General features: G+C 73.0%; 13 protein-coding genes. 7 read left to right on the forward strand and 6 right to left on the reverse strand.

Translation table 11 applies throughout. The features are described 5' to 3' along the window. Positions 1 to 65 precede the first annotated feature (65 nt). Positions 66 to 395 carry an FKBP-type peptidyl-prolyl cis-trans isomerase gene (locus tag WMF20_RS22025; RefSeq protein ID WP_061626525.1) on the reverse strand — a complete coding sequence of 110 codons (330 nt, stop codon included), beginning with the start codon at positions 393 to 395 and terminating at the stop codon, positions 66 to 68. A 117-nt stretch (positions 396 to 512) separates the two neighbouring features. After that, complete coding sequence (locus tag WMF20_RS22030; protein ID WP_437616525.1) at positions 513 to 1,652, reverse strand: M48 family metalloprotease; 1,140 nt, start codon at positions 1,650 to 1,652, stop codon at positions 513 to 515. Between the two features lie 130 nt (positions 1,653 to 1,782). Here WMF20_RS22030 and WMF20_RS22035 point away from each other — a divergent pair, with 130 nt between their 5' ends. Next, a complete protein-coding gene (locus tag WMF20_RS22035; protein ID WP_437616527.1) occupies positions 1,783 to 2,379 on the forward strand; it encodes a hypothetical protein in 597 nt (198 codons plus the stop codon). Between the two features lie 63 nt (positions 2,380 to 2,442). Here the strand turns inward: WMF20_RS22035 and WMF20_RS22040 are convergent, their stop codons facing one another. Then, positions 2,443 to 3,498, reverse strand: a complete 1,056-nt coding sequence (locus tag WMF20_RS22040) for a hypothetical protein (protein ID WP_437616529.1) — start codon at positions 3,496 to 3,498, stop codon at positions 2,443 to 2,445. Positions 3,499 to 3,676: 178 nt separating this feature from the next. On the opposite strand from WMF20_RS22040, the gene WMF20_RS22045 reads away from it, so the two are divergent. From WMF20_RS22045 to WMF20_RS22060, 4 genes are all read left to right on the forward strand, one after another. Further along, positions 3,677 to 5,131, forward strand: a complete 1,455-nt coding sequence (locus tag WMF20_RS22045; protein WP_437616531.1) for a serine/threonine-protein kinase — start codon at positions 3,677 to 3,679, stop codon at positions 5,129 to 5,131. A gap of 200 nt (positions 5,132 to 5,331) precedes the next feature. Continuing rightward, positions 5,332 to 6,309 (forward strand): pyruvate dehydrogenase (acetyl-transferring) E1 component subunit alpha, encoded by a 978-nt coding sequence (pdhA, locus tag WMF20_RS22050; protein ID WP_437616533.1) that lies wholly within the window; start codon positions 5,332 to 5,334, stop codon positions 6,307 to 6,309. After that, the gene (locus WMF20_RS22055) at positions 6,306 to 7,289 is read left to right on the forward strand and encodes a pyruvate dehydrogenase complex E1 component subunit beta (RefSeq protein WP_437616535.1); all 984 of its coding nucleotides are present in this window, start codon (positions 6,306 to 6,308) and stop codon (positions 7,287 to 7,289) included. Before pdhA ends, WMF20_RS22055 begins: the two co-directional genes overlap by 4 nt. A 39-nt stretch (positions 7,290 to 7,328) precedes the next feature. Beyond that, complete coding sequence (locus tag WMF20_RS22060) at positions 7,329 to 8,663, forward strand: pyruvate dehydrogenase complex dihydrolipoamide acetyltransferase (protein ID WP_437616537.1); 1,335 nt, start codon at positions 7,329 to 7,331, stop codon at positions 8,661 to 8,663. A 141-nt stretch (positions 8,664 to 8,804) separates the two neighbouring features. On the opposite strand, the gene fxsT is transcribed toward WMF20_RS22060, so the two are convergent. The 3 genes from fxsT to WMF20_RS22075 form a co-directional block, all read right to left on the reverse strand. Next, complete coding sequence (fxsT, locus tag WMF20_RS22065) at positions 8,805 to 11,675, reverse strand: FxSxx-COOH system tetratricopeptide repeat protein (RefSeq protein WP_437616539.1); 2,871 nt, start codon at positions 11,673 to 11,675, stop codon at positions 8,805 to 8,807. Between the two features lie 147 nt (positions 11,676 to 11,822). Then, positions 11,823 to 12,884: an ATP/GTP-binding protein gene (locus tag WMF20_RS22070; protein ID WP_437616541.1), complete on the reverse strand. Its 1,062-nt coding sequence runs from the start codon at positions 12,882 to 12,884 to the stop codon at positions 11,823 to 11,825. Between the two features lie 41 nt (positions 12,885 to 12,925). Then, positions 12,926 to 14,428, reverse strand: coding sequence for an SIR2 family protein (locus tag WMF20_RS22075; protein ID WP_237245548.1), 1,503 nt, complete (start codon positions 14,426 to 14,428; stop codon positions 12,926 to 12,928). A 234-nt stretch (positions 14,429 to 14,662) separates the two neighbouring features. Here WMF20_RS22075 and WMF20_RS22080 point away from each other — a divergent pair, with 234 nt between their 5' ends. Then, the gene (locus WMF20_RS22080; protein WP_129576215.1) at positions 14,663 to 15,637 is read left to right on the forward strand and encodes a formylglycine-generating enzyme family protein; all 975 of its coding nucleotides are present in this window, start codon (positions 14,663 to 14,665) and stop codon (positions 15,635 to 15,637) included. 117 nt (positions 15,638 to 15,754) lie between these two features. Continuing rightward, on the forward strand, positions 15,755 to 16,699 hold the full coding sequence (locus tag WMF20_RS22085) for a metallophosphoesterase family protein (protein ID WP_437616544.1): 945 nt from the start codon (positions 15,755 to 15,757) through the stop codon (positions 16,697 to 16,699). Positions 16,700 to 16,849: the final 150 nt, after the last annotated feature.

Below are 16,849 nucleotides of genomic sequence, written 5' to 3' on the forward strand. Positions count from 1 at the left end.
GCCCCGCGATGCGCCCGCGCGCCGATCGCGAGCCGCGGCCGGCGCTGCGGGGGCAACGCGGCGCATCACTTGAGCGCGAGCAGCTCGACCTCGAAGATGAGGGTCGAGTTGGGCGGGATCACGGGCGGGAAGCCGCGAGCGCCGTAGCCGAGCTCCGGCGGGATCGTCAGCTTGCGGACGCCGCCGATCTTCATGCCGGCGACCCCCTGATCCCACCCCTTGATCACCTGACCGGCGCCCAGCTTGAACGAGAAGCCCTGGTTGCGGTCGCGCGAGCTGTCGAACTTGCTGCCGTTCGTCAGCGTGCCGACGTAGTGAACGGTCACGAGCTGGCCGTGCTTCGCCTCGTCGCCCGTCCCTTCCTTGAGGTCCTCGATCCCAAGCCCTGCTTGCATGACTGACTCCTTTCGACGCCGATGGGAGGAGCGCCGCGCGGTCGCGTCAAGCCGAAGCTGCGCGCGGGCGCTCCGAGCGAGCGCTCGCGAGCGCTGAGGGGCCCGGAGAACCGCGGGTCAGCCGCCGAGGCCGGGGAACGTGAACACGGGCGCGCCGCCGGTCAGCCGCCAGGTGTTGGCGGTCTGCTGCACGATGGGCTGGCGCAGCGCCGGGTGCGGGTGCGTCTGCTCGAAGGCGAACAGGATCGCGGCCGGCGTGAGCTGATCGAGCGACGCGAAGAAGCCGAGCGTGAGCATCGCGCCCCCCTCGGTCCACCGGTACCCCTGCCGCCGCGCGCCGGCGGAGAGCAGGTTGTTCACGCCCGCGACGTCCGCGGCGATCTCGTTCGGCTGGTTGAAGACGGGGAGCGCGCGCGACAGCATCCGCCCGAGATCCGCGGGCGTGACGCCGCGGCTGCCGCCCTGCCCGTTCGCGCAGCCCGTGTGCCCGAGGTGATGGTGGCCGAGCTCGTGGCCGAGCACGAACGCGAGCTGCTCCTGGTAGAGCTGGCGCTGCCGCTCGACCTTGCGCGCGTCCGTGTGCTGCGCGGGATCGATGAAGCCCGCCGCCGGCCGGATGATCGGCTGCCCGGGCCGCTGCCGCTGCGCGAGCATCCGCAGGAACTCGTCGAGCTTCCTCGTCCCGAAGATCTCGTCGGTCGCCTTGAACTGCGCGATCTGCGCCTGCACCTCGAGCAGCCCGTCGGTGATCGCCATGAACGGCATCCGCTGGTCGTCGCAGCCGGCGAACGCGTTCACCTCGCCGACCGTCGGATCGGCGATGAAGGGGATGCCCTTCACCTTCTGCTGCGCGGCCGACGGCAGCGCGCCGATCAGCGCGCCCATGACGACGCCGGCCTCGGACTGGAGCCAGCCGACGTTGATGTCGTTGATGGGATCGCCGAGCACCGGCAGCCCGGGCACCGTGGGCACGGTGAAGGTCGGCGCCGGCGCGGGCCCGGTCTGCGCCGGCGGGTACCCGGGCTGCTGCGGGTAGCCGGGCTGCTGCGGGTAGCCGGGCTGCTGCTGCGGGTAGCCGGGCTGCTGCTGCGGGTAGCCGGGCTGCTGCTGCGGGTAGCCCTGCGGGGGCGCGCCGTACGGAGGATAGCCCTGGCCGTACGTAGGCTGTGACGGAGGCCGGCGCGAGCTGCTCCGCTGACAGCCTGCGACGAGGCCGAGAGCCAGAGCGAGGGCGCCGATCGATCGAAGCAGGTTCATCGCCCGCGAGCATAGCGCACGGAGCGGGCGTCAACCTGCGCTCCGGCGCGAGCAGGATCCCAGCGCGGCGCGGCTCGCGCGCCGCGATGAGCCGAAAGCCGCGGCCCGGGCGTCAGGCGCAGGAGGACCGATGAACAGAATCCGAGCCTGGTCTGCAGCCGCCGCCCCCCTGTGGATCAGCGCCGTCGCGCTCTCGGGGTGCGGCGGCGCCTCCGTCGCGCATGCGCCCGCGGCGCCGGAGCCGGCCGGCACCGCCGCCTCCGCGACGCCGCGCGAGGAGGGCTCCATCGAGACGGCCGACGACGCGCTCGCGGCGCTCGAGCGCGCGGAAGGCGAGCTCGACCAGGCCCTCGGCGGACCGGCCGCTCACGAGGAGGACCGCGCCGCGGCGCAGGCAGCGCCGCCGGGAGCGCCGCCGCCGCCGGCAACGGCGCCGTCGCCGCCGCGCGCGGCGGCGACGGCGGAGGCCTCCGGCAGCGCCCCCGCGCCGTCCACGCGGGCGACGACCACGGCCGGCGGGCACCCGGCCAAGAAGGCCGAGGCCGCGCCGGTGTCCGCGGCGCCGTGCGAGACCGCGTGCCGCGCGCTCGCGTCGATGAGCCGCGCCGCGCAGCACCTCTGCGGGCTGGCCGGCGACGCGGACGCGCGGTGCGACGCCGCGCGCACCCGCGTCAGGAGCGCGACCGACCGCGTCGAGGCGCGGTGCCCGCGCTGCGCCGAGCCCTAGCGCGGCGGGGCTCCGCGGCGTCCGCGCCCGCGGCCGCGGTACGGACCGTCCGCGGAAGCGGCGTCAGGGCCCCGGCGCGAGGAGCTGGAGCAGCCGCACGTTCTTGTACATCTCCCCGAGCGAGCCCGCCGCCGCCTGGCCGGCCTTCGCCAGCCGATCGAGCTCCTCGGGCCGCACGTCCACCTGCACCGTGAGCCGAGCCGCGGCCGGATCCACCGCGAACGTCGCGCGCTTCGCGACCTCGGCGAGCGCCGCGCCGGGCTCCGGGCCGACGAGCGCCGTCAGCGCGTCCACGTTCGCGCGCTTCTCCTCCAGGAGCTTCCGGAGCTCCTCGGCCGCTTCGGCCGACGCGGCGTCGATCGCGACGGTCGCCGAGAGGCCCCCCTTCGTCGAGACGCCGACGGTGACGGCGCGCGGGCCGGTCGCGCCGGTGAGGATCGCCCGGAGGCTCGGCTTGCTCTCGGCGAGCAGGGCGACGCCCAGGAGGGGGCGATCCCACCCGATGTGCGCGAGGCGCGAGGTGACCTCGTCCCGGCTCGCCAGCGACGCGTCGGCCTCCTCGGCGTCGATGCTCGCGCGGAGGTCGGGCTCGGCGCCGTACAGCAGGATCGAGCCGTCGCGCACGGCGATCGCGTCCTCGCCGGCGCGGAGCAGGTACTTCACGCCCTTGTACTCCGCCTGGACGTAGCTGTGCTCCGCGAGGCGCGCCGCGAGCTTCCGCTCGTCGAAGCGCCCGCGCGCGACGACGAGCGACGGGGAGAGGACCAGCTTGTCGACGTCGAACCCGAGATCGATGCCCGTCGCCTTCTTGATGTCGTCGCGGGTGCGCTCGATGTGCTGCCGCACCGCGCCGCCCTCCGCGCCGAGCGCCTTCAGATCGAGCTGGTGAGGGTCGACGATCACCACGCCGGGAGCGCTGCCGTGGACATACTCGAGCAGCGACTCGTCCTTCGGGAACGTGGCCGCGCGGAGGTGCGCCAGCCCGAAGCCGAGGAGACCGGTCTGCTGGGCGAGGACGACGGCGAACACGAGGGCGAGGAGCACGATGTACTTGGCCTTGCCTCGCTTCTTGGGTGCTCCGGCGGCTCGGGCCGGCTTCGACGCGCTCTCGGTGCTCATCTGTACTCGCTGCGCCCTCGCTGGATACCGCGTGCCGCCGGGCCCTGCGGGAACCGCCGCCGCAAGCGCCTCGAGCGCCGCCCGTCGACCTGGAGCGCGCCGCGGCAGAGCATAACCGGAAGCGGGACGCCGGCCAGGCCTTCCGCCGGGGCCGCTGGACGGATAGAAACGACGCGACGTGCCTCGATCCTCGTCCCCCGGTGGCGGCCACGGCGCGCTCGCACAGCCGAGCGACGGCGCCGCGCTGCCCGCCGCCCTCGGCCGCTACAACGTGCAGCGCCTCCTCGGCGAGGGGGCGATGGGGCGCGTCTTGCTCGCGCACGATCCGGTGCTCGATCGCGACGTCGCGCTGAAGCACCTGCGGGACGATCTCCGCATCCCGCGCGACGTCCGCGAGCAGCTCGTCGTGAGGATGCGCCACGAGGCGCGCGCCGCCGCCCGCGTGACGCACCCGAACCTGGTCACCCTCCACGACGTCGGCGAGGACCCGGATTTCGGGCTCTACCTCGTCTTCGAGTACGTCGAGGGGCCGACGCTGAAGCAGCACCTCCTCGAGCGCCCGCTCTCGGCCGCGCAGGCGGCGCGGCTGGCGCGCGAGCTCGGCGAGGCGCTCACGATCGCGCACCGCGCGGGCATCGTCCACCGCGACATCAAGCCGGAGAACATCATCCTCTCCGCGAACGGCGGCAAGATCGCCGACTTCGGGATCGCCAGGATCCCGGACTCGACGCTGACGCACCAGGGAGGGCTCATGGGCACGCCCGCGTACAGCGCGCCGGAGACGTTCCGCGCCGGGAAGTTCTCGCCCGAGAGCGATCAGTTCTCGCTCGCGGCCGTGATGTACGAGGCGATCTCCGGCAAGCGCGCGTTCCCGGGCGACGACGCGGTCTCGGTCGCGTCGAAGATCGCGAGCGACGATCCGCCGCCGATCGCGCAGGGGATCGGCGTGCCGCCGTCGCTCGATCAGGTGCTCGCGCGCGGCCTGTCGAAGCGGCCCGAGGACAGATACCCGAGCTGCGACGCGTTCGGCGCCGCGTTCGCCGACAGCCTGGAGTGGGCGGCCTCGAGCCAGCTGCCGAGGCGCATGCTGGAGGCCCCCATCGGCGCGACGGCGGCGCTGTCCACGGAGCCGGGCGCGGTGCGCGCGGATCCGATCGGCGACGACTTCCCGCCCCGCGAGCGGAAGACGGGTCAGGTCGTCCTCGGCGCGGCCGTGGTCGTGGCCACGGCCGTCCTGCTCGCCCGCACGGCGATGCGATCGACGGACGCGCCGGTCGAGGAGCCCCCCGCAGCCGCAGCGCCGATCGCGTCGTCCGCGCCCGCGGCGCCTCGGCCGAGCGCCGTCCCCACGGCGCGGCCTGCGCGCCCGAAGCACGGGACCGCGGAGGCCGCTCTGCCCGCCGCGTCATCCTCCACGCCGCGCGCGGCGGGCAGCGCGGAGCCCAGCGCGAGCCCGCCGGGCAGCGACCCGAGCCGGCCCGCGTCGGTCACCGTCCCCGAGGACGAGGACGGCGCGGACGCAGGGACGCCGGAGCCCGAGGTCGACGACCTCGACGCGCCGGAGACCACCAACACCGCGCCGGACCCACCCGACGCGCCCGACGCTGGAGCGGCCGATGCTGCTGCGCGTTGAACGGCAGAGATCGCGGTGGCGTTGTCACGAGGAAAAAACTCACCTAAAGGAGCCCGGGTAAGCGGCGTCGCTGTCCGGAACGGCTCGACGTCGAGCGCCTCGTCGGGTCCCTCGCGGGCCCCGGCAGGTCGCTCATGCTCACGCCGACCGCCGCGCTGGCGACCGTCTGGAACGCTGTTCTGCCCCTTGAGATCCCCGCGATGACTACCCTGACAAACGGCGACGATCTCCATCTGTCGCTCTACCGAAAGATGTTTCAGATACGCCGCTTCGAGGAAGAAGCGGCTCGCGCGTACGCGCAGAGCAAGATCGGCGGGTTCCTCCACCTGTACATCGGTCAGGAGCCCATCGCCGTCGGCGCCTGCGCGGCGCTCCGCCCTGACGACTACGTGATGACGACCTACCGCGATCACGGCCTCGCCCTCGCCCGCGGGATGACCGCGCGCGCCGCGATGGCGGAGCTCTACGGCAAGGTCACCGGGTGCTCGAAGGGGCTCGGCGGCTCGATGCACTTCTTCGACAAAGAGCACAACATGCTCGGCGGCTACGGCATCGTCGGCGGCCACATCCCCATCGCCGTCGGGACCGCGTTCGCGTCGAAGTACCGCGGCGAGGACCGGGTCTCGATGGTGTTCTTCGGCGAGGGGGCGGTGAGCATCGGCGACTTCCACGAGGGCATGTCCCTCGCGGCGCTCTGGAAGCTGCCGATCGTGTTCGTCTGCGAGAACAACGAGTACGCGATGGGGACGCCGCTCTCCCGCACGCTCTCGGTCGAGGACGTCTCGCTGAAGGCGCTCGCCTACGGGATGGAGCGCGATCGCTTCAACTCCGAGCACGTCCTCCAGGTGCGCGATCGCCTCGCCGAGGCCGTCGAGCGGGCGCGCAAGCACTCGGAGCCGACGCTGGTCGAGATCAGGACGTACCGCTTCCGGGGCCACTCGATGAGCGATCCGGGCAAGTACCGGACGAAGGAGGAGCTCGAGGAGCGCAAGAAGAAGGACGTGCTCCTGCGCTCGCGCGTCGAGCTCGAGGAGAAGGGGCACAAGGACGCCCTCGAGGCGATCGAGAAGGAGGTCGAAGAGGAGATCGCCGACGCGGTCCGCTTCGCCGAGGAGAGCCCCGAACCCGGGCCCGAGGTGCTCGAGCCCACAACCTATGCAGGACCTTTTGCGCGATGACCGTCCTAAGATACCGGGAGGCGGTTCGCGCCGCCATGATCGAGGAAATGGAGCGCGACGAGCGGGTGTACCTCGTCGGCGAGGAGGTCGGGCACTACCAGGGCGCCTATAAGGTGACCGAGGGGATGCTCGACAAGTTCGGCGCGAGGCGCGTGATCGACGCGCCGATCACCGAGAGCGGGTTCACGGGCATCTCGATCGGCGCCGCGATGGTCGGGCTGCGGCCGATCGTCGAGTATATGACGTGGAACTTCTCCGCCGTCGCGTTCGATCAGATCCTCAACAACGCGGCGAAGCTCCGGCAGATGTCCGGCGGGCAGCTCAGCATCCCGCTCGTGCTGCGGGCGCCGAACGGCTCGGCGCGGCAGGTCGGCTCGCAGCACTCGCACGCGATGGAGCACTTCTACGCGCACGTCCCCGGCCTCAAGGTGCTCGCGCCCGCGACGCCGGCCGACGCGAAGGGGCTCCTCAAGTCGGCGATCCGGGACGACAACCCGGTGCTCTTCATGGAGAGCGAGACGCTCTACGGCGTGAAGGGCGAGGTGCCCGACGACCCGGACTTCACCGTGCCGCTCGGGGTCGCCTCGATCGCGCGCGAGGGGACCGACGTCACGATCGTCTCGTGGAGCCGGATGGTGCACGTGGCGCTCGAGGCGGCCGCGGAGCTCGAGAAGGAGGGCATCAGCGCGGAGATCGTGGACCTGCGATCGCTGCGCCCGCTCGACGAGGAGGCGATCGTGAAGAGCGTCACGAAGACCCACCGCGCGGTCGTGGCGCACGAGGGCTGGCCGTACGGCGGCGTCGGCGCCGAGGTCGCCGATCGCATCCAGCGGCTCGCGTTCGACGAGCTGGACGCGCCCGTCCTGCGCGCGACGACGCTCGACGTCCCGATGCCCTACAACGCACGGCTGGAGCAGTACGTGATCCCGCAGGCGGCGCGGATCATCGAAAACGTTCACCGCGTTCTCTACAAAAGCTGACTGAGCGGACGCACATCCCCGATCAAGGTTGATAGACCCATGGCGAAGGTTCTGGAACTGCCGAAGCTGTCCCCGACCATGGAGGAGGGGCAGATCAGTGCCTGGCACAAGAAGGAAGGCGACGCGATCGACATCGACGATCTGCTCGCAGAGGTCGAGACCGACAAGGCGACCATGGAGTACAAGTCCTTCGATCGAGGGACGCTGCTCAAGATCCTCGTGCCTGCGGGCAGCGTGGTTCAGCTCGGCCAGCCTGTCGCGATCATCGGCAACCCGGGCGAGGACGTAAGCGCCCTCGTCGGGGGGAGCGGCGGCGGCGCTCCGGCGCAGAAGCCGGCGGCGGCGGCGGAGCCCAAGGGGGCTCCCGCCGCGCAGCCGGCCGGCGGCGCCGCGCCGAGCGGCGAGGCGCCCGGCACGGCCGCGCCGCCCGCGGCGCGCGGCGAGGCGGTCTCGCCGCCCACGCAGCCGGCCGCGCCGCAGCCGGCGTCCGACGGGCGCGTGCGGGCCTCGCCGTACGTGCGCAAGCTCGGCCGCGAGCGCGGGCTCGACCTCACCAGCGTCGCCGGATCGGGCCCGCGCGGGCGCATCGTCGCGCGCGACCTCGAGGGGCTGAAGCCGGCGCCGGCCGCCGCGGCGGCGGCGCCGACCGCCCCCGGCGAGCTCGCCGCGCCGGACGTGCGTCCGCTCAGCATGATGCGCAAGGCGATCGCGCGGCGCCTCACCGAGTCGAAGCAGACGGTCCCGCACTTCTACCTCTCGATCGACGTCGACGCCGATCCGCTGAACGCGCTGCGCGAGCAGATCAACGCGGATCTCGCGGCGACCGCCGCCGAGGGCGAGAAGCCGGCCAAGGTCAGCTTCAACGATCTCCTGGTGAAGGCATGTGCCATCGCGCTCGTGCGCGTGCCGGAGTGCAACGCGCAGTTCACCTCGGACGCGATCCTCGTCCACCGGCGCGTCGACATCTCGGTGGCGGTCGCCGTCCCCGAGGGCCTCGTCACGCCCGTGGTGCGCGACGCCGATCGCAAGCAGGTGCTCGAGATCGCCACCGAGGTGCGCGAGCTCGCCGGGAAGGCCAAGTCGAAGAAGCTGCGGCCCGAGGAGATGGCGAACGGGACGTTCTCGATCTCGAACCTCGGCATGTACGGGATCGACAACTTCGGGGCCGTCATCAACCCCCCCGAGGGCGCGATCCTCGCCGTGGGCCAGGTCCGCCGCGAGCCCGTCGTGCGCGGCGAGCAGGTCGTGCCGGGCCGCCGCATGGCCATGACGCTCTCCTGCGATCACCGCGTCGTCGACGGCGCGGTCGGCGCGACCTTCCTCAAGGTCCTGCGCCAGCTGCTGGAGCACCCGACGCAGATCCTGCTCGGCTGATCCTCCCCGCCACGACCAGCGCTCAGTCAGGACGCAGAGGACGCCGGGGCTCTCCCCCGGCGTCCTCTTGCGCGGCGCCTTCCGACCTCACCAGCCGCCGAGCTCACCCGCCGCCACGACGCGCCGGCGCCGCGCTTGCGCTCAGGTCGCCTCGGCGCCGCCACCTAGCGCGTCGCCGAGGCGCGCCAGGTTCCGCGAGAAGATCTGCACGGACGGGTGCGACGGCCCGAGCGCCTTCGTGGCGATCGCCACGGCGCGCTCGATCTGCTGCCAGGCGCCCGATAAGTCGCCGAGCGCCTGCAGCACGCGGCCGAGGTTGTTGACGATGCTCGCCACGACCGGGTGGTCCGGCCCGTAGGTCGCCTGCGCGATGCCGAGCGCCCGCTCCAGCTGCTCGCGCGCCCCAGGCAGCTCGCCGAGCGCCTGCAGCACGCTGCCGAGGTTGTTGCAGCCGATCGCCACGGCCGGGTGATCCGGCCCGTAGGTCGCCTCGGCGATCCTCAGCACGCGCGCGAAGTTCGCCCGCGCGCCCTCGAGGTCGCCGAGATCGCGCAGCACGCTGCCGAGGTTGTTGATGTCCCGCGCCACGTCGGGGTGATCCGGCCCGTACGTGTCCTCGACGATCGCGAGCGCCCGCTCGAAGTCGGCGCGCGCCCCGGCGAGGTCGCCGAGGTCGCGCAGCACGCGCCCGCGGTTGTTCAGCGCGAGCGCGAAGCGCGGGTGGTACTGGCCGTAGCTGTGCTCGTCGATCTTGAGCGCCTCCTCGAACTGCTCGCGCGCGCCCTTCAGGTCGCCGAGATCGTGGAGCAGCCGGCCGAGGTTGGTGCGGCCGATCGCGACGGTCGGGTGATCCGGCCCGTAGGCGCGGATGTCGATGGCGAGCGCCCGCTCGAGGTGCACGCGCGCGCCCGCGAAGTCGCCGAGGTCGCGGAAGAGCGCGCCCAGGTTGTTGAGCCGTATCGCGACGCTCGGGTCGTCGGGGCCGTACGTCGCCTCGTCGATGGCGAGCGCGCGCTCCAGGTGCTTGCGCGCGCCGGGCAGGTCGCCCTGATCCATGAGCACGCTGCCGAGGTCGTTCACGTCGCGCGCGACCTCCGGGTGGTCGGGGCCGAAGCGCGCGATGTCGATCGCGAGCGCGCGCTCCAGGTGGGCCCGCGCGCCGCCGAGGTCGCCGAGATCGTGCAGGACGCTGCCGAGGCTGCGCAGCACCGTGGCGACCTTCGGATCGTCGTGGCCGTACACCGCCTCGTGCAGCGCGAGCGCGCGCTCCAGGTACCCCTTCGCCTCCGCGAACGCCGCGCGCCCCTGCAGGTAGACGGCGAACCGCGCGAGGAGGCGCCCGCGCACCTCCTTCGCGACGTCGTAGGCCTCGGCCTGGCTCGCCGCGGCGAGCGCGTGCGGCAGCCACCGGGCGCAGAAGGGCCACGTCTCCACGTCGTCGCTGCTCTCGGGGAACGCGTGGTCGACGAGGCGCACCGCCGCCTCGGCCCACATCCGCCGGTCCTGGGGCGAGAGGCGATCGCGCACCACCGCCTGGACGAGCCGGTGCACCGAGAGCGCGCCCTCGTGCACGTCGATGAACGAGTAACGGCGCAGCGCGGCGACCGCCTCGTCGAGCATCAGCGGATCGCTCAGCGCTTCCGCGAGCGCCGGCGGCAGGTGAGGCGCGGCGTCGGCGAGGCCCTCGCGCGGGATGTCGTCGGGCGCGAGGAACGCGCACAGGCTCAGGAGATCGACCGCGACGGGCGAGAAGCGCTGCGCCTCCTGGAAGGCGAGGCCCCAGGTGGTGGCGACCGGCGTCGGGTAATCCATCGGCACGCCGCGGAGCAAGAGCTCGCGCTGGTGGTCGCCGAAGACCGCGTGGTAGGTCGCGATCGACGACCCCGTCTCCTTGATGGTCGCCGCCGCCTGCACCAGCGCGAGCGGCAGGTCGCCGAGCGTCTCGGCGAGCCGCTCCGCGGCGCGCTCGTCGCTCTGCCCGGTCTTCTCGAGCAGGAACTTCACCGAGTCGGCGCGATCGAGCGCCGGCACGGTGAGCGGCGTGGCGATGCCGCGGAAGCTCGGGTTGCGCGAGGTGATGAGGATGTGCCCGGTGCGCGGGTGCGGGAGGTACGGGGCGACGTCCCGCGGATCGTTCACGTTGTCGAAGACGAGGAGCCACTTGTCGTTGCGCGACAGCCACGACCGGACCGCCTCGATCGCGATCCGCTGGTCGGCCTCGTTCTGCTCCGGCAGGTCGAGCGCCGCGGCGAGGCGCGCGAAGTCCTCGGCGGTCGTCGCCGGCTCCTCGGCGCGGACCCACCAGACGACGTTGTACTGGCTCGCGTACCGGTGCGCGTACTCCGCGGCGAGCTGCGTCTTGCCGATCCCGCCGAGGCCGCTGATCGCCTGCGTGAGCGCCGCGGGCCCGCCCGTCGTGAGCGCGCTCCGCAGCTCGTTGAGGAGCTGGTCGCGCCCGGTGAAGCTCGGGTTGCGCGGCGGCAGCTTCTTGATGTGCGGCTCTGCGTCGGGCGAGCTCGACTGCCGCCGGGGGGCCGGCCGCTGGGTCGGCGGCTCCGTCTCGCGGACGGCGCTCCGGATCCCCTTCGCGATCTCGGTGAACGCCTCGCTCTGGTTGGGGTAGCTCGTCACCGGCCGCGCGCGGCTCGGCAGCGGCTGCAGCTCGCCGAGCGCCGTCTTCTCCCAGGCGCAGGGCCGCAGGATGACCGGGATGACCCGGCACTCCCCCGCCTCGTGCCGGGCGATCGCCTCCCGGAGCTCCGGGGAGAGCCACGCGTCGGTGTTGAGGAAGTCCGCGCTCACGAGCAGCAGCACGACCCGCGCTTCGCGCAGCCTCGCCGCGAACGCCTCTCTCCGCTCTCTCCCGCCGCCGAGGGCGAAGCCCTGGTACGTCCGGATGACCCCTTGCCGCTTCAGCGCGTCGAGGTGGGTCTCGAGCTTGGGCCGCAGGTCCTCGTCCCTCGGGGAGTAGGAGAAGAACAGATCGGCGGGGCTCGTCGCCAAGGCAACCATAGTTCCTCTCGCGGGCCTTAAGGTCTCACGACGGACCTGGAGCGCAACGAGAATACGCGCTCGGGAAAGGCCCAGGAAGGGACGGGTTGTGACGCTCTCGGCGGATACATGCGGGTCGAACCTCCATGGCTTCTCGGGGGGCTTGCCTTACCCAGAATCCGGCTCCGTCCTACCTTCGCGTTCCTCTTCCGTGCCGGGGAGGAACCTGCCGGAAGCCTGCACGATGCGGCGCGCCGCTTCCATCCATTGCCGCCGATCGTCCCGCCGCAGCTGGTTGCGGACGACGATCTTCACGAGGCGGTGGACGCTGAGCGCGTGCGGCCGCACCTCGATGAGCGAGTGCAGCCGCAGCATCGCGATCGCGTCGTCGAGCGCGAGCGGGTCGTACTCGCTCAGCGCCCGCCGCGGGATCTGATCCATCGGCAGGAACGAGCAGAGGCTGAGGAGCTCCGCCGCGGCCTGGTGGGTGAACACGGCGGCGAGCGCGCTCTCCCACGCGGTCGCGACCGTGACCGGGAAGCTGACCGGGCGCTCCAGGAGCGCGGCCGGGCGCTGGCGGAACAGCGCGAGGTACTCGGCGAGCGGGCGCCCGGTCTCCTCGATGTACGCGCCGGCCTGCGCCAGGGCGAGCGGCAGGTCGCCGAGCTCCTCGGCGAGCGCGTCGGCCGACTCCGCGTCGGTCTCGCCGGTGCGCCGGAGCAGGAAGGCCACCGACTCGCTGCGCTCGATGCCGCGGACGGTCACCGTCGTCAGCCCGCGCCAGATCGGGTTCTGCGACGTCGTGATGATGTGGCCGCCGTGCGAGACGCTCGGAACGTAGGGCTCGACCTCGCTCGGGTCGCGCACGCCGTCGAAGAGGAGGAGCCAGCGCCCGCGGCGCCCGAGCCGGTTGCGCACCGCCGCGACCGCGCGCGCGGGATCCAGCTGCTCGTGATCGGGCAGCCGCATCTCGGCGGCGAGCGCCATGAAGCCGGCGTCCATCGTCGCCGCGCTCTGGCCGTCGATGAGGAAGACCGTGTCGTAGGCGCTGGCGTTGCGGTACGCGTACTCGATCGCGAGCTTCGTCTTGCCGGTGCCGCCGAGCCCGCAGAGCGGCGCCATGCCGCGCCGCGCGAGCGTGGCGCCGATCTCGGCGAGCAGATCCTCGCGCGCGGCCAGGTTCCGGCCGCTCCACGCGGGGACGCTCCAGAGCCCGGGGGGCGGTGGCACCTCTGATTGGCTCACCGGCTGGGCGCCGGGGGTCGGTGAGCCTACGGGGGGTTTTGGGTGAGCTGCTCGACCTGCTTTCGGATGCCCTTGGCGATGTCGGTGAACGCCTCGCTCTGGTTGACCCAGCTCGTCACCGGGCGCCCGCCCCGCGGCAGGCTGGCCAGCTTGCCGAAGGGCGCGCCCTCCCAGTCGCAGGCGTCGAGGATGACCGGGATGACGCGCGCCTCCCCCCGCTCGTGGCGCTCGATCGCCTGCTGCATCTCGACGTCGTAACAGAAGTCCGACGCGAGGAAATCGGCGCTGATGAGCAGGAGGATGACCTTCGCGGTCTCGAGGTGCTCGGCGAGCGCGCGGTCGCGCTCCTCGCCGGCGCCGATCTCGCCGTCGTGCCAGCCGCGGATGACGCCCTTGCGCTTGAGGATCGCGAGGTGCGTCTCGAGCTTGTCGCGCAGCTCGCGGTTGCTCTCCGAGTACGAGAAGAACACCTCGATGGGGCTCGCCGGAGGCTCGGACACCCGCTCGCGCCGCGGCGAGTCGAGCGCCCCCGGCATCGTGACCGTGTCGTCGTACACCGCCGAGCCGGGCGGGAGATCGTACGACGGGAAGCCGAGCGGCGACGACGACGGCGGCAGCTCCAGGTCGGGGATCGGCGGCGGGACGATCGAGCGGGAGCGGTGCGATGCCCCACGCGCGCGGGGCGCGCTCATGCGCTCGAGGATCGCGAGCGCCTTGTCGTGGCTGCCGTCGGCGGTGTCGTAGGGCAGGAGCGAGAACCCCATGTCGACGAGCGTCGCGCGGCGGAGCGGCGTCAGGCTCGCGCTCGGGACGACGACGAAGCGCGGCGGCGGCGAGCTGCCCGAGAGCGCGTGGATGTCCGACAGCATCTCGTCGAAGTTGCCGTCGGCGCGCCCGAAGCCGATGAAGAGCACGGGGCACTTCGAGAGCACGGCCGTGAGCGACCGGCGCACGTCCGGGTCCGCGATCGACGCGAGGAAGCGGTCGCGCTCGAACACCCAGCTGCCCGGATCCTTCAGCGTGCCGTGCAGCTTGAGGATGAAGCGCCGCCGCCACGCGACCTCGTCGGTGACGCGCCACATGGTGTCCCACTCGTGGCCGAAGGCGCGCTCGAGCAGGTGGTTGAGGTTCGTGGTGAGCACCGCGCGCAGCCTGTCTCGCAGCGCGGCGATCGCGAGCGCGATGCGCGGCGGCTCGAGCCCCTCGTCGTCGAGCGCGTCCTCGACGAACGCGTTGAACTCCGCCGCGCCGAGCGCGTGCTCCGCCGCGGCGAGCGCCTCGCTGTAGCGCTGCGCTCTCGCGAGCGCCGCGACCTCGGCGGTCATCACCTCGTCCCCGACCTGCTCGCGCACCCTCTCGACGAGCAGATCGACGAGCTGGCGCCACGTCGGCAGCCCGGCCGCGGCCGAGATGCCTCCCCCCACGAAGAGCACGAGCTCTCCGCTCTCGAACGCCTCGCGCAGCTCTTCGATCACCGCGGCGTCGAGCTCCGCGCTCACCGTGTTCCCGTTGTCCATAAGGGTTGACATCGAGCCCCTCGAGTCTATCGCTCCTCGGCGTCCGGCGCACTTTTGCGGCGCGTCGCGCGCGCCTCCGCGCGTGACGCGCGGAGGCGCGGAGGCGCGACGCCGGGCCCCGCGCGGCGCGGCGGGCCCGCGCCCACGATGTCCCAGACGACAGGGCCGCGCCGCCCGGGGCTCGGTCAGGCTCGGTCGGAACAGGCCGAAACAGTCCGCGAGCCTGGAGCATGCTACGCCTGCGACATGCGTCCGGCGGCTCTGCTCGTGCTGGCCGCGCTGGCCTCGATTTTCGCAGTCTCCATGGTCGGCGTGGCCGCTCCTGCTCCTCCTCCCCCCCGCGCGCGGCGCGCCCCGCGCCTGCCGGCGAGCGCGCAGGCCGCGCTCCCGGCGAGCGCCGGCGGCCAGGGCGCGCGCTCGCCCGCGAGCGTCGTCGCGCTGCGCGCGCCCGGGCCGCCCGCGGTCCTCGTGCGCGCGGGCAGCTTCACGATGGGCTCGAGCGAGGTCGAGATCGCGCACGCGGTGACGCTCTGCAAGCTCGAGCCGGGCGGCGATCTGTGCGTCGACGAGACCGAGGCGAGCTTCGCGAACGAGCTCGTGCCGCACGAGGTGTACCTGTCGGACTTCTGGATCGATCGCACCGAGGTCACCGTCGCCAGCTACCGCCGGTGCGTCTCGGCCGGACTCTGCACCGAGCCTCCCTATGCGTCCGGCGGGCAGCGGTTCGATCGGCCGGGGTATCCGGTGGTGCTCGTTTCGTGGAGCGACGCGCAGCGCTACTGCGCCTGGGCCGGCGGCCGCCTGCCGACCGAGGCCGAGTGGGAGCGCGCCGCGCGCGGCGCGGTCGGGCGTCGTTACCCGTGGGGCCATGTCTACAACCCGTTCCACGCGAACCACGGGCGGCTCTCGTTCGACGAGCTCGACGACGGCGACGGCTTCCTCGAGCTCGCTCCCGTCGGCTCGTTCGTCGCCGGGCGGACCCCCGACGGCATCGACGATCTCGCCGGCAACGTCGAGGAGTGGGTCGCCGATTACTACCATCCCGAGTATCCAAGCGGCAGCGCGAAGGATCCGCGGGGGCCCGACATGGGGGAGGAGCGCGTGCTGCGGGGCGGCAGCTACATCCTGGGTCGGCCGTGGCTGCGCGGCGCCGCGCGGGGGCACGATCTGCCGACCAGCCGCCGCGCGTGGCGCGGCTTCCGCTGCGCGCGCGACGCCTGAACGAGCCGACGCGTGCGACGCATGAACGAGCCGACGCGCGCGGCGCCGCTCGCGCGCGGACGGCGATGAGCCCGCGCCGCGGTTGGCCGCCGCGCCGGAAGGGCCCATACTGCGCCCGTGAGGATCGCGCACCTCTCTGATCTCCACCTCCTGTCCCTCGAGGGGGCCATCCCGTTCCGGCTGCTGAACAAGCGGCTCACGGGCTACATCAACCTCCGTTTCCGGCGCCGCGCCATCCACAAGCCGCACGCGGTGCACGCGGCGGCGAAGGAGATCCGGCGGCTCGGCGTCGACCACGTCGTCATCACGGGCGACGTGTCGAACCTCGCGCTCGAGCGGGAGTTCGTCCTCGTCCGCAGCTTTCTGCAGCGCGATCTCGGGCTCCCTCCGGAGCGGGTGAGCCTCGTCCCGGGGAACCACGACGCGTACACGAAGGGCGCGCACCGCTCGCAGCGGTTCTCCCAGTACTTCGCGCCGTACCTGCGGTCCGACCTCCCGCTCGACGACGCGGACGAGCGCGATGACGGCGCGCCCCGCGGCGACGGCGGTGGCTCGGCGTTCCCCTTCGTCCACCTGCGCGGGCCGGTGGCGTTCATCGGCCTGTCGACCGCCTGGCCCCGTCCGCCGCTGGTCGCCTCGGGGCGGCTCGGCCCGGTCCAGCTGCGCGCGCTGGAGCGCGTGCTGTCGCACCCGGAGGTGCGGCGGCGGACGCCGATCGTGCTCCAGCACCACCCCTTCCACAACCCGGCGAGCCGGGCGAAGACCTTGCTGGAGGGCCTGGGAGACGCCGCGGCCGAGGGGCGATTGCTCCGGCACGTCAGCCGCGGCCTGCTGCTGCACGGGCACCTGCACCGCCGCATTCACCGGAAGCTGCACACCGAGCGGGGTCACATCGACGCCGTGGGCGCCGCCAGCGCCTCGCTGCTCCACGAGAGCGACGAGCGGATGGCCGGGTTCAACGTCTACGAGGTCGACGACGCGGGGGCGATCAGGGGCATCACCTCCCACCGCTTCGTCCCGGGTCAAGAGGCGTTTCGCGAGGTCCCGGTCCCCGAGCGCTGAGCGCGTCCCGCGCTCGGCGGAGCGCCCGGCGCGACGCGGCGCTCTGCCGGGCGCCCCACCGGACGCCGCGCGCAGATCATCCGCAACGCGAAGCACCCGCCGTGCGGGCGCGCGATGATCGGGCTCGGAGGTGGGGTGGTTCGATCGCAG

This window comes from Sorangium sp. So ce834 (genome assembly GCF_051521425.1).
GTDB lineage: Bacteria > Myxococcota_A > Polyangia > Polyangiales > Polyangiaceae > Sorangium > Sorangium cellulosum_D.

Bases quoted from the DNA above. Each gene is read 5' to 3' on its own strand.
- WMF20_RS22025 (WP_061626525.1), bottom strand. From the start codon at position 395: ATGCAAGCAGGGCTTGGGATCGAGGACCTCAAGGAAGGGACGGGCGAC.
- WMF20_RS22030 (WP_437616525.1), bottom strand. From the start codon at position 1,652: ATGAACCTGCTTCGATCGATCGGCGCCCTCGCTCTGGCTCTCGGCCTC.
- WMF20_RS22035 (WP_437616527.1), top strand. From the start codon at position 1,783: ATGAACAGAATCCGAGCCTGGTCTGCAGCCGCCGCCCCCCTGTGGATC.
- WMF20_RS22040 (WP_437616529.1), bottom strand. From the start codon at position 3,498: ATGAGCACCGAGAGCGCGTCGAAGCCGGCCCGAGCCGCCGGAGCACCC.
- pdhA (WP_437616533.1), top strand. From the start codon at position 5,332: ATGACTACCCTGACAAACGGCGACGATCTCCATCTGTCGCTCTACCGA.
- WMF20_RS22055 (WP_437616535.1), top strand. From the start codon at position 6,306: ATGACCGTCCTAAGATACCGGGAGGCGGTTCGCGCCGCCATGATCGAG.
- WMF20_RS22060 (WP_437616537.1), top strand. From the start codon at position 7,329: ATGGCGAAGGTTCTGGAACTGCCGAAGCTGTCCCCGACCATGGAGGAG.
- fxsT (WP_437616539.1), bottom strand. From the start codon at position 11,675: ATGGTTGCCTTGGCGACGAGCCCCGCCGATCTGTTCTTCTCCTACTCC.
- WMF20_RS22075 (WP_237245548.1), bottom strand. From the start codon at position 14,428: ATGTCAACCCTTATGGACAACGGGAACACGGTGAGCGCGGAGCTCGAC.
- WMF20_RS22080 (WP_129576215.1), top strand. From the start codon at position 14,663: ATGCGTCCGGCGGCTCTGCTCGTGCTGGCCGCGCTGGCCTCGATTTTC.